The organism is Gordonia crocea (assembly GCF_009932435.1).
GTDB lineage: Bacteria > Actinomycetota > Actinomycetes > Mycobacteriales > Mycobacteriaceae > Gordonia > Gordonia crocea.
This window is the reverse complement of record NZ_BJOU01000001.1, coordinates 690,805-714,915: the sequence shown is the minus strand read 5'-3', so window position 1 is coordinate 714,915 and position 24,111 is coordinate 690,805. Positions and strand designations below refer to the sequence as shown.

General features: G+C 68.7%; 23 protein-coding genes and 1 riboswitch. Of the genes, 10 read left to right on the top strand and 13 right to left on the bottom strand.

Translation table 11 applies throughout. From position 1 onward, the window contains the following. Positions 1 to 7 precede the first annotated feature (7 nt). The 5 genes from nbrcactino_RS03370 to nbrcactino_RS03350 all read right to left on the bottom strand — a co-directional run bounded on the left by nbrcactino_RS03370 (position 8) and on the right by nbrcactino_RS03350 (position 4,401). A complete protein-coding gene (locus nbrcactino_RS03370) occupies positions 8 to 1,330 on the bottom strand; it encodes an ABC1 kinase family protein (RefSeq protein ID WP_228460656.1) in 1,323 nt (440 codons plus the stop codon). A 124-nt stretch (positions 1,331 to 1,454) separates the two neighbouring features. Further along, a complete protein-coding gene (locus nbrcactino_RS03365) occupies positions 1,455 to 2,006 on the bottom strand; it encodes a hypothetical protein (RefSeq protein ID WP_161926075.1) in 552 nt (183 codons plus the stop codon). Between the two features lie 87 nt (positions 2,007 to 2,093). Beyond that, on the bottom strand, positions 2,094 to 3,194 hold the full coding sequence (locus tag nbrcactino_RS03360; RefSeq protein ID WP_161926074.1) for a polyhydroxyalkanoate synthase family protein: 1,101 nt from the start codon (positions 3,192 to 3,194) through the stop codon (positions 2,094 to 2,096). A 20-nt stretch (positions 3,195 to 3,214) separates the two neighbouring features. After that, positions 3,215 to 3,991, bottom strand: a complete 777-nt coding sequence (locus nbrcactino_RS03355) for a siderophore-interacting protein (RefSeq protein WP_161926073.1) — start codon at positions 3,989 to 3,991, stop codon at positions 3,215 to 3,217. A gap of 68 nt (positions 3,992 to 4,059) precedes the next feature. Further along, a complete protein-coding gene (locus nbrcactino_RS03350) occupies positions 4,060 to 4,401 on the bottom strand; it encodes a GNAT family N-acetyltransferase (RefSeq protein WP_371864471.1) in 342 nt (113 codons plus the stop codon). Positions 4,402 to 4,567: 166 nt separating this feature from the next. Then, a riboswitch (TPP riboswitch) is annotated at positions 4,568 to 4,680 on the top strand. Between nbrcactino_RS03350 and thiC the strand changes: the two genes are divergently transcribed. The 3 genes from thiC to nbrcactino_RS03335 all read left to right on the top strand — a co-directional run bounded on the left by thiC (position 4,671) and on the right by nbrcactino_RS03335 (position 8,589). Next, positions 4,671 to 6,326, top strand: a complete 1,656-nt coding sequence (gene thiC, locus nbrcactino_RS03345) for a phosphomethylpyrimidine synthase ThiC (protein ID WP_161926071.1) — start codon at positions 4,671 to 4,673, stop codon at positions 6,324 to 6,326. Its footprint overlaps the riboswitch before it by 10 nt. Before the next feature lies 1 nt (position 6,327). Next, complete coding sequence (thiD, locus tag nbrcactino_RS03340) at positions 6,328 to 7,212, top strand: bifunctional hydroxymethylpyrimidine kinase/phosphomethylpyrimidine kinase (RefSeq protein ID WP_161926070.1); 885 nt, start codon at positions 6,328 to 6,330, stop codon at positions 7,210 to 7,212. 54 nt (positions 7,213 to 7,266) lie between these two features. After that, on the top strand, positions 7,267 to 8,589 hold the full coding sequence (locus nbrcactino_RS03335; RefSeq protein WP_161926069.1) for an MFS transporter: 1,323 nt from the start codon (positions 7,267 to 7,269) through the stop codon (positions 8,587 to 8,589). Between the two features lie 27 nt (positions 8,590 to 8,616). Here nbrcactino_RS03335 and nbrcactino_RS03330 read toward each other — a convergent pair whose 3' ends face one another. From nbrcactino_RS03330 to thiO, 3 genes are read right to left on the bottom strand one after another with little or no spacing between them, the layout of a single operon-like run. Continuing rightward, positions 8,617 to 9,384 (bottom strand): thiazole synthase, encoded by a 768-nt coding sequence (locus tag nbrcactino_RS03330; protein WP_186343296.1) that lies wholly within the window; start codon positions 9,382 to 9,384, stop codon positions 8,617 to 8,619. Beyond that, a complete protein-coding gene (thiS, locus tag nbrcactino_RS03325; protein ID WP_161927566.1) occupies positions 9,377 to 9,577 on the bottom strand; it encodes a sulfur carrier protein ThiS in 201 nt (66 codons plus the stop codon). The genes nbrcactino_RS03330 and thiS overlap by 8 nt, the downstream gene beginning before the upstream one ends. A gap of 43 nt (positions 9,578 to 9,620) precedes the next feature. Next, complete coding sequence (thiO, locus tag nbrcactino_RS03320) at positions 9,621 to 10,652, bottom strand: glycine oxidase ThiO (protein ID WP_161926068.1); 1,032 nt, start codon at positions 10,650 to 10,652, stop codon at positions 9,621 to 9,623. A gap of 30 nt (positions 10,653 to 10,682) precedes the next feature. On the opposite strand from thiO, the gene thiE reads away from it, so the two are divergent. Then, on the top strand, positions 10,683 to 11,369 hold the full coding sequence (gene thiE / locus nbrcactino_RS03315; RefSeq protein WP_161926067.1) for a thiamine phosphate synthase: 687 nt from the start codon (positions 10,683 to 10,685) through the stop codon (positions 11,367 to 11,369). On the opposite strand, the gene nbrcactino_RS03310 is transcribed toward thiE, so the two are convergent. Beyond that, positions 11,354 to 12,928 carry a DUF222 domain-containing protein gene (locus tag nbrcactino_RS03310; protein WP_161926066.1) on the bottom strand — a complete coding sequence of 525 codons (1,575 nt, stop codon included), beginning with the start codon at positions 12,926 to 12,928 and terminating at the stop codon, positions 11,354 to 11,356. The two genes, thiE and nbrcactino_RS03310, sit on opposite strands and share 16 nt — an antisense overlap. 99 nt (positions 12,929 to 13,027) lie before the next feature. On the opposite strand from nbrcactino_RS03310, the gene nbrcactino_RS03305 reads away from it, so the two are divergent. From nbrcactino_RS03305 to nbrcactino_RS03295, 3 genes are all read left to right on the top strand, one after another. Then, entirely contained in the window at positions 13,028 to 13,735 is a 708-nt protein-coding gene (locus tag nbrcactino_RS03305; protein ID WP_161926065.1) for a haloacid dehalogenase type II, read from the top strand. Between the two features lie 77 nt (positions 13,736 to 13,812). Beyond that, positions 13,813 to 14,040: an MbtH family protein gene (locus tag nbrcactino_RS03300; RefSeq protein ID WP_161926064.1), complete on the top strand. Its 228-nt coding sequence runs from the start codon at positions 13,813 to 13,815 to the stop codon at positions 14,038 to 14,040. Positions 14,041 to 14,248: 208 nt separating this feature from the next. Beyond that, positions 14,249 to 14,698 (top strand): hypothetical protein, encoded by a 450-nt coding sequence (locus nbrcactino_RS03295; RefSeq protein ID WP_161926063.1) that lies wholly within the window; start codon positions 14,249 to 14,251, stop codon positions 14,696 to 14,698. A gap of 3 nt (positions 14,699 to 14,701) precedes the next feature. On the opposite strand, the gene nbrcactino_RS03290 is transcribed toward nbrcactino_RS03295, so the two are convergent. Further along, the gene (locus tag nbrcactino_RS03290; RefSeq protein WP_161926062.1) at positions 14,702 to 15,175 is read right to left on the bottom strand and encodes an NUDIX hydrolase; all 474 of its coding nucleotides are present in this window, start codon (positions 15,173 to 15,175) and stop codon (positions 14,702 to 14,704) included. 185 nt (positions 15,176 to 15,360) lie between these two features. Here nbrcactino_RS03290 and nbrcactino_RS03285 point away from each other — a divergent pair, with 185 nt between their 5' ends. The 3 genes from nbrcactino_RS03285 to nbrcactino_RS03275 are packed head-to-tail and all read left to right on the top strand — an operon-like array spanning position 15,361 to position 20,215. Beyond that, positions 15,361 to 16,836: a GlnX family signal transduction membrane protein gene (locus nbrcactino_RS03285; RefSeq protein ID WP_161926061.1), complete on the top strand. Its 1,476-nt coding sequence runs from the start codon at positions 15,361 to 15,363 to the stop codon at positions 16,834 to 16,836. Next, positions 16,833 to 17,813 carry a glutamate ABC transporter substrate-binding protein gene (locus nbrcactino_RS03280; RefSeq protein WP_161926060.1) on the top strand — a complete coding sequence of 327 codons (981 nt, stop codon included), beginning with the start codon at positions 16,833 to 16,835 and terminating at the stop codon, positions 17,811 to 17,813. Before nbrcactino_RS03285 ends, nbrcactino_RS03280 begins: the two co-directional genes overlap by 4 nt. A gap of 2 nt (positions 17,814 to 17,815) precedes the next feature. Continuing rightward, positions 17,816 to 20,215, top strand: coding sequence for a serine/threonine-protein kinase (locus tag nbrcactino_RS03275; RefSeq protein ID WP_161926059.1), 2,400 nt, complete (start codon positions 17,816 to 17,818; stop codon positions 20,213 to 20,215). A 9-nt stretch (positions 20,216 to 20,224) separates the two neighbouring features. On the opposite strand, the gene nbrcactino_RS03270 is transcribed toward nbrcactino_RS03275, so the two are convergent. Genes nbrcactino_RS03270 through nbrcactino_RS03260 form a run of 3 tightly spaced genes read right to left on the bottom strand, consistent with a single transcriptional unit; the run spans position 20,225 to position 24,107 of the window. Then, on the bottom strand, positions 20,225 to 21,427 hold the full coding sequence (locus tag nbrcactino_RS03270) for an acetate kinase (RefSeq protein WP_161926058.1): 1,203 nt from the start codon (positions 21,425 to 21,427) through the stop codon (positions 20,225 to 20,227). Next, positions 21,424 to 23,535 (bottom strand): phosphate acetyltransferase, encoded by a 2,112-nt coding sequence (gene pta / locus nbrcactino_RS03265; RefSeq protein WP_161926057.1) that lies wholly within the window; start codon positions 23,533 to 23,535, stop codon positions 21,424 to 21,426. Before pta ends, nbrcactino_RS03270 begins: the two co-directional genes overlap by 4 nt. Positions 23,536 to 23,555: 20 nt before the next feature. Beyond that, entirely contained in the window at positions 23,556 to 24,107 is a 552-nt protein-coding gene (locus nbrcactino_RS03260) for a TetR/AcrR family transcriptional regulator (RefSeq protein WP_161926056.1), read from the bottom strand. Positions 24,108 to 24,111 lie beyond the last annotated feature (4 nt).

Below are 24,111 nucleotides of genomic sequence, written 5' to 3'. Positions count from 1 at the left end.
GCCGGGACTATTGCTTCCGCAGCCAGGCGGCTATTTCCTCGCCGAGGGCCGTCGCCGGACCGGCCGTCCCCAAGGCCTCGCGGGCGAGCGCCGACCACGGCGCGGTAGCCTCCAGACGGCCGAGTAGCGCACAGGTCGCCAGTTCGTTCCGCCGGCCGAAAGCATGCGCTTCGATCAGCGCCTGACCGGCCATCGCGTTGGCATGGTCGCCCCGCAACAGCAGGGCGGCCGCAGCCGACTTCGACGCCAGATCACCGTCGATTCGACGCTCCTCGCCACGCAGGTGCCACCCCACCACGTCGTCGACATAGGAGGCGAACTCCGCCGCCGAGCTGCGACCCTCGTCGACGATGAATCCGGTCTCCCGGGCCAAGCGATAGGCGGTGTCGATGTCCCCTTGGAGCAGCGCGACAAACACGCTCCGCTCCAGCGCCAACTCCCCGATACTCAACTCGATACAGAGGCCATAGTCGACGAACCCGACCCGCCCGTCGGGGAGGACAAGAACATTGCCCGGATGCGGATCGGCGACGAAGCTCCCCGTCCGATACATCTCGCCGCAGTAGAAGCGGTAGACGATTTCGCCGATACGGTCCCGCCGCCCCTGGTCGAATCCGCACGCCTCGTCGAATGACGCGGCCTCGAGCCACTCTGAAACCAGGACCTCATCGGTACACAACTCATCGACGACGTCGGGGACGACGAATGCCGGATGGCCGCCGTAACGCTGGGCAAACTTGCGCTGATCGGCCATTTCACCGGCAAAGTCCAGTTCCCGGGAGATCTGCCGGATCACCTCCGCGACGATCCTCTCGGCGTTGGCCGCCGGCATCTGGCGACCAACGGCGCGCACCAACATGCGCAGATTCTTCAGGTCCGCACGGACCATGCGGTCGACGTCGGGGTACTTGACCTTGATCGCAACGACTCGCCCATCGCTCAGCACGCCGCGATAGACCTGGCCGATCGATGCTGCCGCGACGGGACCGTCGAGTTCGATGATCCGGCCGTACCGGTCCCCCAGCGAGCGCCGCAACGCCGCCCGCATGATGTCGTCGTCCCACCGTGGCGCAGAATCGAACAACGGCGAGAGGCGCCGGGAGAACTCGGCCCGGGTCTCGGGGTTCCCGATCCCCAGGCCGACGACACCGATCACTTGGCCGAGTTTGTGTGCCGCGCCGCGCATCCCGCCGGCCGTGATCGCGATATCGTCGGCGAGCTTGAGAAGGGCCGCATCACGGGCCGCCGCAGCTTTCTCTGGGCCCCGCAGTGGCGCCATCGCCGCATTGACCATTCCCCGACCGGCCTGCCGGGCAACGACGCCAGTCACCTTGGACCCTCGCCGAACTCGTCCGCGCGTCGGTCGGGATATTGGCTCGTCCTTCGCCACTCGGCACCCCTTCGTCGGAATCGACCCCTATCGTACGGTCCGCACCGGAGTCAGCTTTCGCTGTTCAGAATGCTCGCCGCAGCGCAAAAGCGAGGAACGGCCGCACGAACACGGCAGTCCAACGCAGCGGCAGGAAGCCGATGAACCGGGGGTGGACGGCGACCGTGTAGGCGACCACCGAAGTGTCGGCACCCCGCGCGGTCACCACCACTTCCTCGGCAATGTGTTTGACGACAAACGGGACCGAAACCCCGGTCCCCACGGCCACCATCGTCTGATTGCCCACAATATCCACGACCGATGTCGTCATTGCCACCACGCCGCGATATGTCCGCGTCGCGCCGTCGACGCTCGGCCCCGAGTACAGCGGAGCCAACCCGATCAACGGACCGTTGAGCGCCTGCTTCCACGCGACGGAAACGTTCCGCGGAACCTCGACCTCCGCGGTGACCGCCCACGCCGCCCCGCGGTCAAGAAATCGGCGCGCGTCAGTCGGCGCGGTTAGCGCGAATCGATTCGGACCGACCTTCCCTGACGCCAGCACCTTCAACAGCAGGACCCCCGCACCGGCAAGAAGCGCGATGGCAACGATGGCGACGGCGATGTAGATCCACATGGTGAAACCCCCCAATTAATAGTAGTGATGCGTCACTCTAACTAATGCGCGGCGATTCGCATAGGCTTTCCGGAAAGTCGCCGCAGCTCAGACGCGCGACGACCGCGCGTCGACGAGGCCGTCGACCGAGTTGAGGAAATCGTCGACCGTCGGCCAGGTGTGCGCCACGGCGTCCGGGCCGGCGAGCAGGCCGAGATGGCTGGACTCGACGGTCGTGAACTTGACGAGCGGCGAACCGCTCAGCAACTCCACCCCGTGGTGGGCGGCCCCCCAACTGCACAGCGCGTCGCGGTGGCTGCCGAAGAGTTGCACCGGCACGTCGATGCCGTGCAGATCCACGGTGAGGCCGTCGAAGTCGAGCACGCCGGCGGCCAACTGGTCGCGCAGGATGATGGTGATCCACATCTGCTCCACCAGGCGGCCCGGATAGCCGGGGAAATCGCGCTGGAACCGGTCGATCGCCTCCATGCGTTTGAGGGTCTCGGTCTCGGCCAAATGCGTCGCCACGAACCACGGCTTCTTGAGTTCGCGGTCCCACGACGTCGCGCGGTAGGCGACCTGGACCAGCGGTGCCGGGATCCCGCCGAGCAACCGCAGCAGCGCCGTGGTGCCGGCGCCGCCGGTGGGCTTGGCCAAGGTGCGCGCCAGCGGATAGCCCGGCAGGCGGTTGTAATCCAGGGGTGTGGCGACGGTGACGACACTGCGGATCGACCGGTCCTCGGCCGCCGCCGCGGTCAACAACGACAGCGTTCCGCCGAGGCTCCACCCGTAGAGGTCGACCTGTCCACCCTCGTCGTCGTAGTCGGCGAGCGCGGTGTCGATCGCCGACGGGATGATGTCGGCGATGAAGTCGGGGAACCCCATCCCGCGGTCGGCGCGGGAGATGGTGCCGAAATCGACGACGTAGGGCACGCGCCCGGTGTCGCGCAGGTGGGCGACCACCGAATGTTCGGGAGACAGGTCGTAGCAACTGGCCGGGGCGGCGATCGGCGGGACCAACAGGACCGGCGCACGGCCGGCCGCCCGCGCGGCGCGCACCTGCTCGTCGTCGGCATAGCGGCGGACCGTGCGATGCCCCCCGGTGGCGACGACGACGTGCTCGGTGCTGTGGCGCGGCGCAATGCCGTCGCCGAGGGTCAGGGACCAGAGGTTGCGCAGGCTTTCGCCGGCGCCGGATACGTCGAGCATCCGGCTAGCTTACCGGTGAGTCAGATACGGCCCGACCGCACTATCGACGGACCGTCGATCCAGTGCGGCTGGGACACCACGCCGCTGCGGCCGAGGCGGTAGCGCGTGCGCAACAGGGCGGTGATCGCGCGAGTGGACTTCGTCTCGGTGGCGACCCATCCCTGGTATCCGGTCGCGTCGAAGGCCTCGGCGGCGATCATCTCGACGATTGCCGTCCCCGTCTCCCCGCGGTGAACCCATTCGACCCGGTGGTGCTCGCGCGCCCGCAGCGGAAGGGTGAACTCGTCGTCGTGCTGGTATTCCATCCAGATCGTCACCGGCACGTCCGGCGAGTCAGAGGCGGCGATGGCACCGAGCAGCGAGTTGACCGCCGCCAACGACGAGGCGTCGCCGGCGATGAGCCATCCGTCGGGATCGCGATCGGGCAGGGCGAAATGCGAGCCCATCACGGTCGCCTGGACCTCCTCGCCGACGAAGGCCGATTGCGCCCACCCCGCCGCAGGCCCGTCGTGGATGGCGAATTCGACGGCGAACGTCCCGGTCGGCGGGTCGGGGTCGACGAGGGTGAAGGCGCGCTGATAGCGCCGGTCACCCTGCTCGAACCAGAGTCGGACCCACATGGTGGGGTGCACGTCGTGGCGCGCCAACAGGCCGCCGTCGGCGAAGTGCACCCGAAGGTAATGGTCGGTGATCTTGTCCACGCCGGTGACGGTCAGCTGGAAGTCGTCGGCGCGCAACAACTTCAGGACAGCGCCCTGCCACCCGCGGGACGGGGATGGTGCAACAGCGGTGATCATGGATTGAAGGTTAGCGTAACCTAACCTACTTGGCGACCCCTGGAATCACTCCGATCCCAACGGCGCGGCTAAACCGCGGCCAAGCGCACATGACTCGGATGACTTTCCAAGTAGTGGCGCGTGAAGGTGCAGACCGGGCGCAGCCGGGCACCCGTCTCTTGCACGTAGTCGACGGCACTGCCGGTCAGCCGTGTCGCGAGGCCGTGTCCGGTGTACTCGTCATAGAGGACGGTGTGCAGGATCGTGACCACGTCGCCGTCCGCCTCGTGCTCGGCGTGGTAGCCGAGGACGCCGACCAGGTCGCCGGCCACCCACAGCTCGAACCGCTCGCGGTCCGGATTGTGTTGGACCTGGCTGATCTGCTGCAGGATCTTCTCGGCCTGCTGAGGCGCCTTCTTCCGAAAAGGCATCGCGGCCTCCCATCGTCTGACATCCACCGGGGGTGGTTTCATGTGATCTGCTTCACAGTATAGCGGTGTAACCAGAGTGACCAGAGTGAACACCAACTCGCGGCCATCCCGATACTTCGCGGTGACTGTCGTAGTCTTGGGCGCACGGGCATGCGCCCGATCACAACCACACATACGCGGGGGCTCTCACGCGCCGAGGGCTGAGATGGCGACAGGCGGTCGTCGACCGCCTGAACCTGTCCGGGTAATGCCGGCGTAGGGAGTCCATCATGAGCACACGTGTGCCCGAATCAGCCACTGTCACCACCGGCCCCATCGAGGGCAGCACCAAGCATTATCTGACCGTCGACGGCCTGCGCATCCCGCAGCGCCGGGTGCACCTCACCAACGGCGACCACCTCGACCTGTACGACACTTCCGGGCCGTACACCGACGACTCCGCGACCATCGACGTGGAGGCCGGGCTCGCCAAGACCCGCGACGCCTGGGACCGGCCGGCCCCCATCGACGGGGCCGCCACCCAGCTCGCCTGGGCCCGGGCCGGGATCATCACCGACGAGATGCGGTTCATCGCCGCCCGCGAGGGCGTCGACGCCGAATTCGTCCGCAGCGAGGTGGCCCGCGGCCGCGCGGTCATCCCGGCCAACCACTGCCACCCCGAGCTCGAACCGACCATCATCGGCAAGAAGTTCCTGGTGAAGATCAATGCCAACATCGGCAACTCGGCGGTGTCCAGTTCGATCGCCGAAGAGGTGGAGAAGATGGTTTGGGCGACCCGGTGGGGCGCCGACACCATCATGGATCTGTCCACCGGCAAGGACATCCACCAGACCCGCGCATGGATCATGCGCAACTCGCCGGTGCCGGTGGGCACCGTGCCGATCTACCAGGCGCTGGAGAAGGTCAACGGCGATCCGGCCAAGCTCACCTGGGAGGTCTACCGCGACACGGTGATCGAGCAGGCGGAACAGGGCGTGGACTACATGACGGTGCACGCCGGCGTGCTGCTGCGGTATGTGCCGCTGACCGCCAAGCGGGTCACCGGCATCGTCTCGCGCGGCGGGTCGATCATGGCCGCGTGGTGTCTGGCCCACCACGAGGAGTCCTTCCTCTACACCCACTACGACGAGTTGTGCGAGATCTTCGCGCGCTACGACATCACGTTCTCCCTGGGCGACGGTCTGCGGCCGGGTTCGATCGCCGACGCCAACGACGAGGCACAGTTCGCCGAATTGCGCACCCTCGGCGAACTGACCGCCATCGCCCAGCGCCACGGGGTCCAGGTCATGATCGAGGGCCCGGGCCACGTCCCGATGCACAAGATCGCGGAGAACGTCGCGCTGGAGGAAGAGCTTTGCAACGAGGCGCCGTTCTACACGCTCGGACCGCTGGCCACCGACATCGCGCCCGCCTACGACCACATCACCTCCGCCATCGGCGCGGCGATGATCGCCCAGGCCGGTACCGCGATGCTCTGTTACGTCACCCCCAAGGAGCACCTGGGTCTGCCCAACCGCGACGACGTGAAGACCGGCGTCATCACCTACAAGATCGCCGCCCATTCCGCCGACCTCGCCAAGGGACACCCGCGCGCCCAGGAGCGCGACGACGCGTTGAGCAAGGCCCGCTTCGAGTTCCGCTGGACCGACCAGTTCAACCTGGCGCTCGACCCGGACACCGCTCGCGAGTTCCACGACGAGACGATGCCGGCCGAGCCGGCCAAGACGGCCCACTTCTGTTCGATGTGCGGACCCAAGTTCTGCTCGATGCGCATCTCCGCCGACGTGCGCGCCTACGCCGCGGAGAACGGCTTGGAGACCGCCGAGGACATCGAGGCGACCCTGGCCGCCGAGATGGCCGCCAAATCCGCCGAGTTCGCCGAGCGCGGCGGCCAGGTGTACCTGCCCATCTCCGAGAAGGTGTGATGTGACCGAGACCCCCGCCCTGCTCCCCACCGCACCCGACGGCGCCACCCCGGTGCGGGTGCTCACCATCGCCGGGTCCGACTCCGGCGGCGGTGCCGGCATCCAGGCCGACATGCGCAGTTTTGCCCTGATGGGCGTCCATGCGTGCGTCGCGGTCACCGCGGTGACGGTGCAGAATTCGACGGGGGTCTCGGGCTATCAGGCGATCGATCCGCCGATCGTCGCCGACCAGATTCGTGCCGTGGTCACCGACATCGGGATCGGCGCCGCGAAGACCGGGATGCTCGCCTCCTCGGCCATCATCAACGCGGTGGTGTCGACCTGCGCCGACCTGGGGATCGGCGGCGACGGGGACATCCCGCTCGTCGTCGACCCGGTGTGCGCGTCGATGCACGGCGATCCGCTGCTGGCCGCCGACGCCCTCGACGACCTGCGGGCCGCACTCATCCCCCGCGCCACGATCGTCACGCCGAACCTCGACGAGGTGCGGCTGATCACCGGTATCGACGTCGTCGACGAGAAGACCCAGCGCGCCGCCGCCCGCGCCCTGCTCGATCTCGGTGCCCGGTGGGCCCTGGTCAAGGGCGGGCACCTGCGGTCGAGCGACCGGAGCCCCGACCTCCTGCTCGGCGCGGGCGGATCGGGCGAGACCGAGCTCGAGATCGACCACGAACGGATCGACACCGGCCACGACCACGGCGCCGGCGACACCCTCGCCGCAGCGCTCACCGCGGCCCTAGCGCACGGGTACTCGGTGCCCGACGCCCTGCGCTTCGCGAAGGGCTGGGTGACGCGGTGTCTCATCGCGGCGTATCCACTCGGCGCGGGGCACGGGCCGGTGAACCCCCTGTGGCGGGTCGCCGGCGATTTCCCTCCGACGCGGTAGGGTCGGACGAGACAAGCACGATGACCGTCGACCGGCAGCGTCGCTGCCGAGGGAGTGGTACCCGCGCAATCCGCCGAACTGAGCCCACCGACACCGCAGACCATCCGTAAGGCAATCGCGGCGTCGGCGATCGGCAATGCCACCGAATGGTTCGACTACGGCGTGTACGCCGCCACGACCACCTATCTCACCCAGGCCTTCTTCCCGGGCAGCTGGGGGACGATCGGCACGATGCTCGGCTTCGCCGTCTCCTTCGTCCTGCGACCGCTCGGCGGATTCGTGTGGGGACCGATCGGCGACCGCGTCGGCCGCAAACACGTGCTGGCTCTGACCATCGTGTTGATCTCGGTGGCCACCGCGTTGATCGGCATCCTGCCCACGCACGCGATGGTGGGGATCTGGGCGCCGGTCGCCCTGATCTCGCTGCGCGTCATCCAGGGATTCTCCACCGGCGGCGAATACGGCGGCGCCGCGACCTTCATGGCGGAATACGCCCCCGACGCCAAGCGCGGCCGCTTCGGCAGCTTCCTCGAAGTGGGCACGATGGCCGGATTCTCCGGTGGCACCGCCATTGTGTTGGTCCTCAACCTTCTGCTCTCCGACGATCAGATGGCTTCCTGGGGATGGCGGCTGCCCTTCCTGTTGGCGTTGCCGCTCGGTCTCGTCGGGCTTTATCTGCGCTCCCGGCTCGACGAGTCGCCGGTGTTCGCCGAGGTCGACGAGAAGACCGACCAGACCAACGTCTCCCTGTGGGCCTCGCTGCGGCGGGTGATCGTGCAGTACTGGCGGCCCATCCTGATCATGTTCGGGATGGTGGTCGCGCTCAACGTCTGCAACTACACCCTGCTCGCCTACCAACCGGACTATCTGAAGAACACCATCGGCCTGTCCGAGGACGACGGCTCACGGGTGGTCCTCATCGGGCAGGTCCTGATGATGCTCGCCATCCCGTTCTTCGGCGCCCTCTCCGACCGGACCGGCCGCAAACCCATGTGGTGGATCTCGCTCATCGGCCTGTTCGTCTTCGCCCTGCCCATGTATTGGCTGATGGCCCAAGGCTTTTGGTGGGCGGTACTGGGATTCGTCGTCCTCGGTCTGCTCTACATCCCGCAGTTGGCCACGATCTCGGCGACCTTCCCCGCGATGTTCCCCACCCAGGTCCGCTACGCCGGCTTCGCCATCTCCTACAACATGTCGACCGCCGTCTTCGGCGGAACGGCGCCGCTGGTCAACGAGGCCGTCGTCGACCGCACCGGCTGGCACCTGTTCCCGGCCGCCTACATGATGGGGGCCTGCGTCGTCGGCATGATCGCACTGGTGTTCCTGCGCGAGACGGCGGGCCGGTCGATCCGCGGGACACAAACGCCGGGCGGCTAGTCCCCGGCTCGTCAATCCCCCGGTTCGTCAGTCCTTGGCCGGGGAGGAGGCCTGCGCCCAGAACCGGCGCGGGATGCGCCCGGCGCGCCGTGCGAGGTAGCCGGCGACGACGGCGTGGCGCATGGCGGTCGCCATGGCGGCCGGATCGTCGGCGCGGGTGACGGCGGTGGCGAGGAGGACGGCATCGCAGCCGAGCTCCATGGCCAGGGCCGCGTCAGAGGCGGTTCCGATCCCCGCATCGAGGACCACCGGGACGGTGGCCCGGGCGACGATCAGTTCGATGTTGTGCGGGTTGCGGATGCCCAGGCCGGTGCCGATCGGGGAACCGAGCGGCATCACCGCGGCCACCCCGGCGTCCTGCAGCCGCAAGGCCAAGACCGGGTCGTCGTTCGTGTAGGCGAGGACGGTGAACCCCTCGGCCACCAGCGCCTGCGCCGCGTCGAGGGTCTCGATCGGATCGGGCAGCAGGGTCTTCTCGTCGGCGACGATCTCCAGCTTCACCAGGTCGGTCTGCACGGCCTCGCGGGCGAGTTGGGCGGTGAGTACCGCCTCGGCGGTGGTGTGGCATCCGGCGGTGTTGGGCAGGACGGCGATGTCGAGCCGCCGGAGCAGGTCGATGACACCGGTACCAACGTCGGCGCTGACGCGGCGCATCGCCACGGTGGTCAGCTCGGTGCCGCTCGCGACGAGGGCGCGTTCGAGGGAGGCGAGGTTCGTCGCCCCGCCGGTGCCCATGATCAGGCGGGAGGAGAACTCCGCGTCGCCGATGCGGAGCAGGTCCCCCGAATCAGCCACCCTGGACCGCCGTGACGATCTCGACGCGGTCCTCATCGGTGAGGGCGGTGGTCGCCCAGCTGCCGCACGGGACCACGAAGCCGTCGACGGCCACCGCGATCCCACGGTCGGGCAGACCCAGTTCGGTGACGAGTCCGGCGACCGTCGTCCCCGCGGGGAGGTCGCGCGAATCGCCGTTGACGGTGACTGCGATCGATGTACCGGTGGAGGCCATAGGTCCAGATTAGCCCGGCCGCTCAGGCACCCAGCAGGGCGACGACGCGCGCCGCGGTGACCGGCGCCAGGACGATGCCGTTGCGTCCGTGCCCGGCGGCCACCAGGGTGCGGTCGTCGACCCGCTCGATGATCGGCAGCGCGTCGGCCGAGCACGGCCGGATCCCCGCCCCCGCCTCGGCGAGGTCGTAGGTGCGCAGGCCGGGCATGATCTCCGTCGCGTCGGCCAGCAGGTCGGCGACCCCACCGGCCTGAGGTGCGCGATCGTCGTCGGCGAAAGGCTCGTATTGGGTGGCCCCGACGACCACTCCGTCTGCGCGCGGCACGAGGTAGACGTTGTGGCCCTCGACCCGGGCACGGATCACCCGTTGGGGCACCCCGACCGAATAGCGGTTGCGGTGCAGGCGCAGGATCTCCCCTTTCGCCGGGACCAGGGAGATGTCGGGCAGCAGGGCGGGCGTGCCCATCCCGGCGGCGACCAACACCTGGTCGGCCCGCACGTCGGCGACGTCGTCGATCCGCATCCGATGCCAGTGCACCCCGGCCTCGCCGTGGGCTGCGTGCAGGGCCGCCAGCAGGCGCCGGTTGTCCAATGCGCCTTCCCCGCTGGCGAGGAAGCCGCTGTTGACCCGAGTGCTCAACGCCGGTTCGACCGCGCGGATCTGGGCCGCGCGCATCGGTGTCAGCCGGTCCTGCGGGATCTGTTGCGCCCAGACGAATTGGGCCATCTGCCGCAGGTACTCGCCGTCGGCCGCGGTCGTCGCGACGAACAGCGAGTCGGCCGCCGTCGCGATCCCGGCGTCGCCGAGCCGCTCGATCCACGACGGCCACAGGGCGGTCGACTCGACCGAGAGCGCGAAGAGGTCATCTTCTCCCGGGTGCCCTTCGCCCAGGGTGCCGAGCATCCCACCGGCCACCTCCGACGCTCGGGTGGTCGGCCCGTCGTCGTAGACGTGGACGCGCCACCCGGCGTCGGCCGCCGCGAGGGCGCAGATCCCCCCGATCACACCGCCGCCGATGACTGCGAGGGTGGGGCCGGATCGGGTCGTTGTCACGCCTGCAGCCTATCGCTCTACGGTGGACGGATGAACCGCCGAGAACGCCTGGCCGCCGCCTCCCTGTATCTGTGCACCGATGCGCGGCGAGAGCGGGGGGACCTGCTCGAGTTCGTGGGTGCCGCCCTCGACGGCGGCGTTGACATCGTGCAGCTGCGCGACAAGGGGTCTGCGGGGGAACGCGAGTTCGGGGCCCTCGAGGCGGGACCGGAGCTCGAGATCCTCGCGCAGCTGAAGGTGCTGACCGAGCGGGCCGGGGCGTTGCTCGCCGTCAACGATCGCGCCGACATCGCCGTTGCCGCCGACGCCGACGTCCTGCACGTCGGCCAGGACGACCTGCCGGCGGCGACGGCACGCCGTCTCATCGGCGAGGACGTGGTCCTCGGCCTGTCCACCCATGACGACGCCCAGGTCGCGGCCGCGGCGGCCGACCCGTTGATCGACTATTTCTGCGTGGGGCCGTGCTGGTCGACGCCAACCAAACCGGGCCGCCCCGGCACCGGGTTGGATCTCGTCCGCCATGCCGCGTCGTTGACCACCGACCACCCGTGGTTCGCCATCGGCGGTATCGATCTGGCCCGCGCACCCGAGGCGGTGGCGGCCGGGGCGCGCCGCATTGTGGTCGTCCGGGCGATCACTGGCGCCGACGATCCCCGCGCGGCCGCGGCGGCCCTGCGTGCGGTCACCCTTACCGCGGGTGGTCAGAGTTCGGTGTAGCCCAGGCGGCTGCAGTACCGGGTTTCGATCGGCGAGGCAGCGGTATCGGTGGGCGGGTCGGCGTGGGCGGACCCTTTGCCCCGGCTGCCGCGGATCCGGCGGATGGTGTCGCGGGCCAGATCGTCGGGGTGATGGGCGCCGTTGACGCGCAACACTCCTGGCGGGCCGGGATGGTCACGCAGCCGCCAGCCGACGCAGCCGGTGTGGGGGCCGCTGGTCCGGTAGACCGTCTCCCACTGGCGCGGCTGGTCGCCGACGGCCCGGTTGTTGCGGCCGCTGGTCGCGGTGAGTTTGTCGATGTCGGTTTGCCCGCCCTTGGCCCAATCGGGCAGATGGTGGGCCTGCGTATAGATGAACGGGGTATCCGAATCGGGATGGGAATCACCGCGGTCACGGGCGAACAACGCGCAACGCTGGGCGAATGTCGCCGACCGCCGCGCCCGTCCGTAGTAGAGGACCTCGCGGGTGTGATCGCGAAACACCACCAGCGACGGATCCAACCGGGCGGCCACCTCGACCAGCTCGCCGACCGGGATCAGTGTTCCCGTCGAGGTCAGGGCGGTACCGCAACCGGCCTTCAAATCCGCGATGCTCGCAGTCACAATGAACTGTCCGGGAATCTTCTTCCCCATGCCCAAACCACCGCGGCTGGTGATGAAATCACACATCGCCTCCAACGCGTCATGATTGCGCTGCTCGGGACTGCGATGATCACGCCGCCGCGCCTGCGCCACCCGCTCGGCAACCACCTCATCGGCGGTGTCGAGGTCGGCGGCCGAACCGGTCAGCCGCAGCGAGGGGTCATCGTCGGGATTGTTCATTCCCGGCGCGGCCCAGTTCGCCAGGATCAACTCGAACTTCGCCCGCACCGTCGGCGTGAGGTTCGCGGTCAGCTTCGACATCAACCGGATGTCCTGCGCCCCGAGCGACAGGCTCCGATTCCGACTGCGATCCCGTTCCTCCGACAACGCCCCGTCGGGGTCCAGATAGTTCAACAAGGCGATTCCCGCCTTGCGCAGTTCTTGCGGGGTCAGCGTCGTCGCCATCGCGGCCAGGTCTTCCTCAACACGGGCGACCACGTCTTCCGGCACGACACAAGGCACCCGGCGCATCACGTCGGCGATCTCGTCGACATGGGCACCCGAGATCGTTCCGGCGGCCACCGCCGCCGCGGTCGCCGGAAACTTCGGCGCCATCGTCTCACCGGTCATCCCGGTCAGCCGGGCAATCTTCTCCGCCCGCCGGGCACGCCGCTTGGCCTCGCTGCGCCCCAACCGCAGCCCCTTGGCCAACCACAGAATCGGATGGGTGAATCCATCCCGGGCATACGCGCTGCGGTCGCTGATCTCGGTGAACAACTGCGCATCCACCCCAAGCTGGGCATGGCGAGCCGACTCGAGACCACGGGCGGCGACCAGCAAATCATCCTCGGTCTCCGCGGCCCACACCGCCGACCCCAACCGCTGCACCGTCGCACCCAGCAACGCCACCAACTCCACCGGCGACTCGGGCAGATCAAAACCCGGCAGATCAAAACTCGGAACATCGGGATTGCCCATCGAGCTTCACCACCTCTCACCTGCCATTATACCACGCTATTCGAACTGGTGTTCAGTATACGACGAGCCCCCGACAACCATCCGGGCTAGCCTGATCGCGTGACCCCCACCCCGTCGGCGCTCCTCTTCGACCTCCAAGGAACGACCGCAGATTTCTACACCCCGGTGGTCCGCGCGCTGCACGCCGCCTTTCCCGCGTCCGAGTACCCGGGGGTCGACCACGACGATCTGTTGGCGCGATGGCGCGCGGGCTACTTCGACCAGACCGGTGCAGAGGCGGCCGACGACGACTGGATCAGCGTGCACGCGGTCTACCGGACGACGCTGGACGAGGTCCTCGCCGAGGCGGGCCTCGTCGCCGACGACGACCTGGGTGAGGAGCTGACCACCACCTGGCAGCACTTGGAGCCGTGGCCGGACTCGATCGAGGGACTGACCCGGCTGCGCACGCGGTTCACCACCGCCACCCTGTCCAACGCCGATGTCGCCGCCGCGGTGCGCATCACCAAGGGCGCGGGGTTGCCGTTCGACGCCGTCTTCACCGCCGAGATGGCCGGCGCGTTCAAACCCGACCCCCGCGCCTACCTCACCGCCGCCCGCTACCTCGACACGGCGCCGGCCCGCATCATGATGGTCGCCTGCCACAAATACGACCTGCGCGCCGCCGCCACACTCGGCATGACCAGCGCCTTCGTCGCCCGCCCCGCCGAGTTCGGACCGTCCGGATCCCCCGACACCGACCCCGACCCCGGATTCACCCTCAACGCAACCGACTTCATCGACCTCGCCGAGCAACTCGGCTGCTGATCGGCGTTGCACGCTAGGGTGGACGACGACCAATCAGGACAACGACCAATCAAATCGGGCTGCGAAGGAAAACGACTATGACCAACCCGTTCGACGATGCAGACGGCCGCTTCTACGTTCTGGTCAACGACGAGAACCAGCACTCGCTGTGGCCGACATTCGCCGATATCCCGGCGGGATGGACGAAGGTGTTCGGCGAGGACAGCCGCGAGGCCTGCTTGGCCTATGTCGAGGAGAACTGGACCGACCTGCGCCCGAAGAGCCTGATCGAGGCCATGGAGGCCGACGCCCAGCGCGAGGACTGACCGTCCCGACGTCATCTCGGCGATGGGGTGCGCCGGTGGGCCCCACCACAATCGGCTTGCCAGGCGACCCCGCGCGGTCCTACCCTGGCCAGGTGCGCATCAAGCTCGTAGCAAGCCCGTAGCGGGGTCCCTCGGCCGACCCCCCGCTGCGGGGTTTGCTGTATTCACCCATCGGTCACTTCTCATCCCGACCGAGAGCACACTCCCGATGCACACCAGCAACCTCACCCCGGCATTCTTCTCACGTACCGCTGATCTTCCATCCGGATTGCGCGAGGAGGCACACGCCTTGTCCACCGAGGAACTCACCGAACGCTCCTCCCCCGCCGAGCGCGGCATCCGCCTGCACTCGTGGGCCACCTCTCCCGCCGACGGCGACCGCCTCGCCTGTCGCGCCACGATCGTCGTCGACAACCACGACCACCGCGTCGAGGCGCGCGCAACCGGCCAGCTCGGAGCGCTCACCGCCATGCTCTACGACGTCGGCGCCGGCGTCGAGATTCACCGTTTCCACCAGCGCCGCGAGGGGGACGAGTTCATCACGATCCTGCTCTGCGGCAACGACTACGACGAGTGGTGGGCCGTCGGATCGGGTGCCGACGGCGACGAGGCGAGCCGGAACGCGCTGATCGCGGGCGCCAACCTGTTGCCGCGCTGAGCGTCAGGCCAGCGCGGTCAATTGGTCGCGCAGCAACGGCCAACTACGGGCGAACCCGGGATGCAGCGGCAGGGAATCGACGTCTTCGGTTCGCACCCAGCGTAGTTCGGTGGATTCGCCGTTGGCCACCGTGCGCACCGGCTCGGCAACATCGGCGATCACCGTCGTATAGGTCCACCCGCTGACCGATTCCGCGGTGACCAGCTGCTGGCGCACCGTGAGGTCGTGGTGGCCGATGCCGGCCTCCTCGTCGGCCTCGCGGATCGCCGTGTCGACCACGCTCTCGTGGGAGTCGCGCGCGCCGCCGGGCAACGCCCAGGTTCCGCCCTGGTGGGACCAGACGGCCCGGTGCTGCAACAGGATCCCGACGCCGCCGTCGGGCAGCGGGGCGCGCAGCAGCAGACCCGCCGCGCCGTGACGGCCCCAATACCGCGAACCGTCGGGATCGAACACCCACCCGTCGCCGTCTCCGCGCACTGCCGTCCTCCGAATCGTCGCCTCGCTCCACCGTAGGCGAGAGGGCCCGGCCCGGTCGACAAACAACCCACTCGACCCTTTCGGAGTTCGCCCGCTGTTCACAGCGCGTGTCGGCGGCAGCGCACTGCGGTGGCGACTACGCTGGGAAACACACGTTTACCGGCCGGAGACGGGGAGATGATGCGGTGAAGTCCGACACATCACCCGTGCGTCCGCGCGGCGCACCTCCCGTCCGCAACCAGTCGACGCCGGCGTCGATTGCCGAGCACGCCGGACGACTGTCCACCAGCCCGCAGCTGCGCCGAGCGCTGGCCGACCGCCGCGAGATCCTCGCCGCCGCCCGGGCCCGGGCCCAATCGCCGTTCGCCACCCTGCGCGTCTTCGCCTCTTCGACGCCGGGAAAGCTGTTCCTGATCGCGGTCGCGCTGACCATCGGCTGTCTGGCGACCGGCTGGTATGCCTCCGTCGCCCTCAACCACCGGACCCACAGCCTGCAGCAACTGATCTCGCGCGCCGAACCGATCGCCGAGTCGTCGCAGATCCTCTTCAGCTCCCTGTCGATCGCCGATGCCTCGGCCACCTCCGCCTTCATCTCCGGCGGCCTCGAACCGGTCTCCCTCCGCCAGCGCTACGCCAACGCGATCGCCAGCGCGTCGGCGGCCCTCATCACCGCCGCCAACACCCCCGACGAGGACGGCGGCCCAATCGGTCGCGACATCGACCCGGTGCACGACGACCTGGTGGCGCTGGCGATCAACCTGCCGGTCTACACCGGCCTCGTCGAAACAGCGCGCGCCAACAACCGGCTCGGCAACCCGGTCGGCTCGGCCTACCTCAACCAGGCCAGCGGGATGATGCAGGAGATCCTGCTGCCCGCCGCCCAGCGGATCTACGAGAACCGCACCGCGGCGATCAGCCAGCCGCAACAGGTCCTGACCCGGCCCCCGTATCTCGTCTACACGACACTGTTCGCCGTCCTCGTCGCCATCGTCGCAGCAGCCCGTTTCCTGGACCGGCGCACCCGGCGCCGACTCAACGCCGGCCTGTTGGTCGCGCTCGTCACCATGACCGCGGGGACCCTGTGGCTGCTCGCCGCCGGGCTGACCTCGGTGGTTGCGACCAACACCGCCCGGGTGGAGGGCGCCGACCCGCTGCACGCACTGACCGGCGCGCGGATCAGCCTCCAGCAGGCCCGTTCGGCGCAGACCCTCTCCCTGGTCCGTCGGGACCAGACCGCGCTCAACGACGACTTCACCGCTGCCACCCGAGGCGTGTCGGAGGTGCTCAACAAGCTGGCCGACGACTATCACTCCGGACACGCGAAGACCCTGCCCATCGCCGATATCGACGCGGCACGGGCCGCCCTGGTCGACTGGCAGACCACCGACCGGGAAATCGGCAAACGGCTCACCGCCGGCGACTACATCGGGGCGCGCGACCTCACCGTCGGCCCGGAGAAGACCAGCGCGGCGACCTACTACGCCAACGTCGACCAAGCACTGGTCCGTGCGATCACCGAGGCGCGCAGCGCATTCCGCAACAACATCTACACCGCCGGACGGTTCCTGGCCTTCAGCAGCACCGGCATACTGTTGTTGGCCGTGATCGCGGCGGTCGCCATTCCGGCCGGGCTCTACAACCGCATCCTGGAGTACCGATGAAAATCCGCGCAGCCGTCGTCGTGGCCCTGGTGGTGGCCACCGCGACCGCGTGCGCCCGCTTCACCGCCCCGGATTCACCGCCGCCGCTCACCACGGCCAACCCGCCCACCCCGCCCGGCATGGTCGTCGCGCCACCCGGCGGACCGGTGTCCGCGGAGGCCGACACCGACGACTGCAACCGGCTGGCCAGCCTGCGGCCGATGCCGCTGCCGCCCCCCGGCCAGATGCCCCCGCGCACCGCAATGGCCCAGATCGCCGCCAACGGCCGGCTCATCGTCGGCATCGACACCGGCTCCAACCCGTTCAGCTTCCGCGACCCCCTCTCCGGCGACCTGCGCGGCTTCGACGTCGACCTGGCCAGGGAGATCAGCAAGGCGATCTTCAACGACCCCAACCGGATCGAGTTCCGGGTGACCCGGCCGGCCGACCGCATCCACGTCCTGGAGTCCAACCAGGTCGATATCGTCGTCAAAACCATGAGCATCACCTGCGAGCGGCGCAAGCAGATCGACTTCTCGTCGCCGTATTATGTTGCCGCCCAACGGATTCTGGCGGTGAACAACTCCAAGATCAATGCCGCCGAGGACCTGGCGGGTAAGCGGGTCTGCGTCGCCAACGGAGCCACCTCGGCCCAGCGCGTCCGGCGCATCGTGCCCACCGCCACCCTGGTGGAGACGGCGACCTGGGCGGATTGCCTTGTCCTGCTCCAACAATCCGGTGTCGACGCGGTGTCCACCGACGACGCCATCTTGGCCGGGCTGGCCACCCAGGACCCGTGGCTGCACCTCGTCGGCCCCAGCCTCGGCGAGGAGTACTACGGCATCGGGATCCGCAAGGGCCGCGACGACCTGGTGCGTTTCATCAACGCGGTCCTCGTCACCTTGGCCGCCAACGGGCGCTGGCGCTCGATCGTCGACGAGTGGCTGTCGGTGCTCGGCACCCATCCCACCCTGCCCCGACCGGTGTACCGGGACTGACCATGACCGCGAACCGCGACGACGACGAGCCCGCCGCCACCGAGGCGGTGCCCTTCGATCCCTTCGACTCCGACGACGATGACACCGGCACCCAGGCGGTGGGCGGCGACTTCCTGCTCGACGACACTACCGCCGCCACCACGACCCCGGGGTCGACGCGGTCGTCGGTCACCGCCCGCACCACCTTCCCCGTTCCACGTGGGCGGGTCCTGGTGCCCGACCGCAGCGCGCCCCGCGTCCACGACCGCCGACTGGGCAGTTCCCTGGTGGACCTGCCGCGCATCGTCGACACCGAGCCGGCCGACGCGGTCCTGGTTGACCCGGTCATTCCCGAGCGCAAGCGCAAGTGCTGGAACTGCGGCACCCCGTTGGCCCGCGAATCCGGCCCGCACGCCGGGCCGCTGACGGGGACCTGCCCCAACTGCGGGGTCCGCTACTCGTTCGTGCCGAGCCTGGAGCCGGGCACCTTGGTCGCCGACCAGTACGAGATCCTCGGCGCCATCGCCCACGGCGGCATGGGGTGGATTTACGTGGCCACCGACCGCAACGTGTCGGACCGGCCGGTGGTCCTCAAGGGCTTGTTGAACTCTGGTGATTCGGCGGCGCAGGCGGTGGCGATGGCCGAGCGGCAGTTCCTCGCCTCGGTGAGCCACCCGGGGATCGTGAAGATCTACAACTTCGTCGAGCACCAGATCTCCGACGAACGCACCATCGGCTACATCGTCATGGAGTACATCGGCGGAAAGACGCTCAAGCAGCTGACTTCCACCAAGGACGAGTCGGGCCACACCACGCCCGCGCTGCTGCCGCCGGAACAGGCCATGTCCTACATCCTCGAAGTCCTGCCCGCCGTCGGGTACCTGCATTCGGTGGGCCTGGTCTACAACGACGTGAAGCCGGACAACATCATGATCAGTGAGGGCGACGTCACGCTGATCGACCTGGGCGCCGTCGCCCCCATCGGCGGGCACGGCCGCCTCTACGGGACCCCGGGCTTCCAGGCTCCGGAGATCGTCGAGACGGGCCCGCAGATCGCCACCGACATCTACAGCATCGGCCGCACCCTGGCCGTCCTCACCGTCGACATGCCGATGGAGGGCGGTCAGTACCTGCCGGACCTGCCACACCCGGCCGACGTGCCGCTGTTCATCGAGAACCCCTCCTTCCACCTACTGCTGGCGCGGGCGACGGCGGCCAATCCCGACGAACGCTTCGCGACCACGGCGGAGATGACCACGCAGTTGCTCAACGTGCTGCGCGAGACCGTCGCCGTCCACACCGGCGTCCCCCGGCCTGCGCTCTCGACGGTCTTCACCCCACCCCGCTCCACCTTCGGCACCGAGCTGCTCCTCGGCCCGATCGACGCCTTCTTCGACCCGGACCAGGCGACGTTCTACGATCCGGCCGACATCGCCGCCGCCCTTCCGGTCCCGCTGCTGGACCCGACCGACCCATCGGCCCGGGTGCTGAGCACCACCGCCCTGTCCGATCCGCGTCAGATGCTCGACTCGATCCACGCCCACCGGGCCAGTCGCACCGTCATCGACGGCGACGAGTCGGTGCCGCGCGGGTCGCTGGAGGTCGACCTCGTCGAGTCGCGCGCCCTCCTCGAACTCGACGACGTCGACACCGCCCTGGGGGTGCTGCGCTCGGCCGACAAGCAATACGGCCCCAACTGGCGCATCGAGTGGTACCTGGGCATCTACGCCCTGCGCAACGACGAACCCGAACTCGCCTACGAGCGCTTCAACGAAGCCTTGGAAGCGATGCCCGGCGAGATCGGACCGAAGTTGGCCGTCGCCGGCACCGCCGAACTCATCGGCCGATGGCTCGCCGGCGAGGCCGGTGACCCGATGTCGCAGGGCGGGGTGGACCCCCAGGTGCGCCGCTGGTACGAGATTGCGCGCCACCACTACCAGGACCTGTGGTTCACCGACCACGCCATCATCACCGCAGCCTTCGGCCTGGCCCGGATCCACCTGGCCTACGGCGAAGTCGCCGAGGCCATCGTCGGACTCGACGAGGTCCCCACGACGAGCCGCCACTACAACACCGCGCGCGAGACCGCGGTCCTCGCCCTCGTGCACGGTCGGCCGGTCTCGCAGATCAGCCACGCCGAGATCGTCCAGGCGGCCGCGCGGTGGCAGCAGATCCCCGACTCCGAGCCGCGCAAGCCGCGGCTCAAGTTGATCGTGCTCGGCACCGCGCTGGGCTGGGTGCTGGAGAACGAGGGCGAGGAGGACCTGCCGAACCTGCTGGGCTATCCGTTCACCGAATACGGCCTGCGGGTCGGCACCGAACAGTCGCTGCGCGACCTGGCACGCGAGACGCGCAACAACCGGGCGCACCGGTTCCAACTGGTCGACCTGGCCAATTACGTCCGGCCGGCGACCTGGTTCTGACCACCTCGGTCAGGACGTGACCAGCGCCTTGGCCTGCCGGGCGATCTCGAGTTCTTCATTGGTCGGCACCACCAGCACGGTCGTGCGCGAGGCATCGGTGGAGATGACCCGGGGCTCGCGGCTCCGGACGGCGTTGCGCTGCTCGTCGATCTCGATTCCGAAGCGCGACATCCGGGCCAGCGAGTCGGCGCGCACCGAGGCCGCGTTCTCCCCGACGCCGGCGGTGAAGGTGATGATGTCGGTCTGTTCCAGCTCCACCAGGTAGGCGCCGAAGTAGCCGCGCAGCCGATGGATGTAGATGTCGTAGGCTTCTTGCGCCGCGGCGTCACCGGCCGCGATCATCTCGGTGACCGTTCGGAAATCGTTCTCTCCGCATAGCCCCTTGAGCCCGGACCGCTTGTTGAGCAGATGGTCGATGTCGTCCACCGACATCCCGACCACCCGCTTGAGGTGGAAGAGCAGGCCGGGGTCGATGTCGCCGCCGCGGGTCCCCATCACGAGTCCCTCCAACGGGGTCAACCCCATCGAGGTGTCCACCGGGCGGCCGGCCGCAATCGCCGACATCGACGCCCCATTGCCCAGGTGGGCGACGATCTGGTTGGTCGCGTCATAGTCGCGGCCGAGGAATTCCGCGGCCCGGTGGGAGACGTAGTCGTGGCTGGTCCCGTGAAAGCCGTAGCGGCGCAGGGCATAGTCGTCGGACAGCTTGCGGTCGATGGCGTACCGGGCCGACACGTCGGGCAGGCCGTGGAAGAAGCCGGTGTCGAAGACGGCGACGCCCGGCACGTTGGGCAGCAGTGCCTGCGCCGCCTCGATGCCGACCAGGTTCGGCGGGTTGTGCAGCGGGGCGAGCGGGGCGATCCGTTCGATCTCGTCGATGACGTGCTGGTCGATCAGCGTCGGTGCGTAGAGCGAGCGCCCGCCGTGCACGACCCGGTGCCCGACCGCGCACAGCGGCGTCCGGGTGAGGTCGGTGCCGTGGGCGGCGAACAACTCCATCGCCTTGGCGATGGCGGCCCGGTGGTCGGGCAGGTGGAGTTCCTCGACGGTCTCCGCACCCCCCTGCTCATGGTTGATGACCGAGACGGGTTCGCCGATCCGCTCCACCAGCCCCTCGGCGGTGACCCGGGCCGAGTCCGGTTCCAGGAGTTGGTATTTCAACGACGACGAGCCGGCGTTGAGGACCAGGACCAGCGGCGTCTCCGCACTCATTCGACACCCGCCTGCGCCTGGATCGCGGTGATCGCCACCGTGTTCACGATGTCGGCGACGAGCGCTCCCCGCGAGAGGTCGTTGATCGGCTTGTTCAACCCCTGCAGGACCGGGCCGATGGCGATGGCCCCGGCGCTGCGCTGGACCGCCTTGTAGGTGTTGTTGCCGGTGTTGAGGTCGGGGAAGATCAGCACCGTGGCCTTTCCGGCGACCGGCGAGTTCGGCATCTTGGTCGCCGCGACACTCGGCTCGACCGCCGCGTCGTACTGGATCGGCCCCTCCACCAACAGGTCCGGTTCGCGCTCGCGCACCAGCGACGTCGCGGTGCGCACCTTGTCCACGTCGGCCCCGGTGCCGGATTCGCCCGTCGAGTAGGACAGCATCGCCACCCGCGGATCGATGCCGAAGGCGGCGGCCGTCTCGGCCGAGGAGATCGCGATATCGGCCAGCTGCTCGGCGGTGGGGTCGGGAACAACCGCGCAGTCGCCATAGGTCAGCACCTGGTCGGCCAGACACATGAAGAAGACGCTCGACACGGTGTCGACGCCGGGCTTGGTCTTGATGATCTCGAAGGCCGGGCGGATGGTGTGCGCCGTGGTGTGGATCGACCCGGAGACCATCCCGTCGGCGAGGCCGTTGTGGACCATCATGGTGCCGAAGTAGGAGACGTCGCGCATCAGGTCCCGGGCGCGGTCCATCGCGACATTCTTGTGCTTGCGCAGCTCGGCGTATTGGACCGCGAACTTCTCGGTCAGCTCCGAGTCGAGTGGGTTGATGATGTCGACGCCGGCGAGCTCGATGCCCAGCTCGCTGCACTGCGCCTCGACCTTCGCCGGGTCGCCGAGCAGGGTCAGCTGGGCGACGCCGCGGGCGGTGAGCGCGGCAGCCGCCCGCAGGATGCGCGGCTCCTCCCCCTCCGGCAGCACGATGTGGCGCCGGTCGGCTTTGGCGCGCGCGACGAGTTGGTACTCGAACATCTGCGGGGTGACGACCTCGGGGATGGCGATGTTGAGGTCTTCCATCAGTTTCGCCGAGTCGATGTGGTGCTCCATCAACGCCAGCGCCGTCTCGATCTTGCGGGCCGACTGGTTGGCCATCTTCCCCCGGGTGTGCGAGGCGATGCGCGCGGTCTCGTAGGTGCTCTGCTCGCAGCAAATGATCGGCAGTGTCGGGTTGAGGCCGCGCACCAGGGCGTCGACCATCGGGTGCGGCTTCAGGCCACCGTTGAGGATCAGCCCGGCCAGCCGCGGAAACCCTTGAGCCACATTGGCATTGACCAGGGCAAGCAACACGTCGGACCGGTCGGCCGGGGCGATGACGACCATGCCTTCGGCCAGTCGTTCCAACACGTGCTCGACCGTCATCCCGCCGACCATCATGTGCAGCGCCTCGCGGTCGAGGAGTTCCTCGTCACCGCTGTAGAGGTAGCCGCCGAGCGCGGCGGACAGCTCGGCCATGGTCGGCGAACTCAGGACGCTGTCCTCGGGCAGCACCCACACGCCCGGCCCGATCCCGTCGAGCGCGGTTTTCGTCGCGGCTTGCTGCGCCGGGTCGACCCGGTTCACCACCACGGCGACCGCCGTCGCGTGGGCCGCGGAGACCTCCGCGAGGGCGTGCACCGTCAGGCCACGGATCTCCTGCGGCGTGCGCTCGCTGCCGCGCAGCGCGAGCACCATCGGGCAGGCCAGGTTGGCCGCGATCCGGGCGTTGTACGACAGCTCCGACGGATTGCCGACGTCGGTGAAATCCGACCCGACGACCAGCACCGTGTCGCACTGCTCCTGCACCGCGTGGAACCGGTCGACGATGGTGGCCAGCGCGGCGTCCGGATCCGCGTGCACCTGGTCATAGGTGACACCGATGCAATCGGCGTAGTCCAGGCCCACCGAATCGTGGGCGAGCAAGAGTTCGAGGATGTAGTCGTTCTTGCCGTCGTGCGTCCGACTGATCGGCCGGAACACCCCGATGCGGCCACCGGTCGCCGACAGCAGTGCCAGGAGGCCCAACGCGATCGTCGACTTCCCGGTCTCCCCCTCCGACGAGGCCAGATAGATCGCCGAGTGCGAGGCGTCGGACACGGACATTTCTCCCGTGGAGCGGTCGGTCATGGGCATCACCCTAACCCGAACTACTCGGGCGCGAGGACCGCGGCGACGACGAGTTGGGCGACCTGCTCGTCGGTCATCGCCGAGTCCGGTACCAGCATCAGCGAATAGACGACGCGCACGATGAACTCTGCCGCCGCTTCCGGGTTGGGCCGCAACCGGGCCCGCACATCGTCGTCGACGTCGGGCAGCGCCGCGGAGACGATCTGGGTGACCAGGGCGGGCCCCCCGTGGGTGGTGGAGACCAACGCCGACACGATCTCACCCGGCTCGTTGCGCAGCACGTACTGCAGCGCCTCGTTCTCCCGGATGTAACGCAGCGACTCGGTGACCTGACCACCCACCTTGCCCTCCGCGTCGGGCTGGGCCGCCGCCCAGGTGCTCAGCCGTTCCCTCAGTTGAGCGACTTCGCGCTCGACGATCGCCGCGATCAGCGCCTCCTTGCCGCCGAACATGCGGTAAGCGGTGGCACGGGCGACCCCGGCGTGCTTGGCGACCGAGGTGAGGCTCAACGCCTTGGCCCCGAAGCGCGACACCAGCATCACGCCGACGTCGACCATCCGATCGCGATCCATGTGC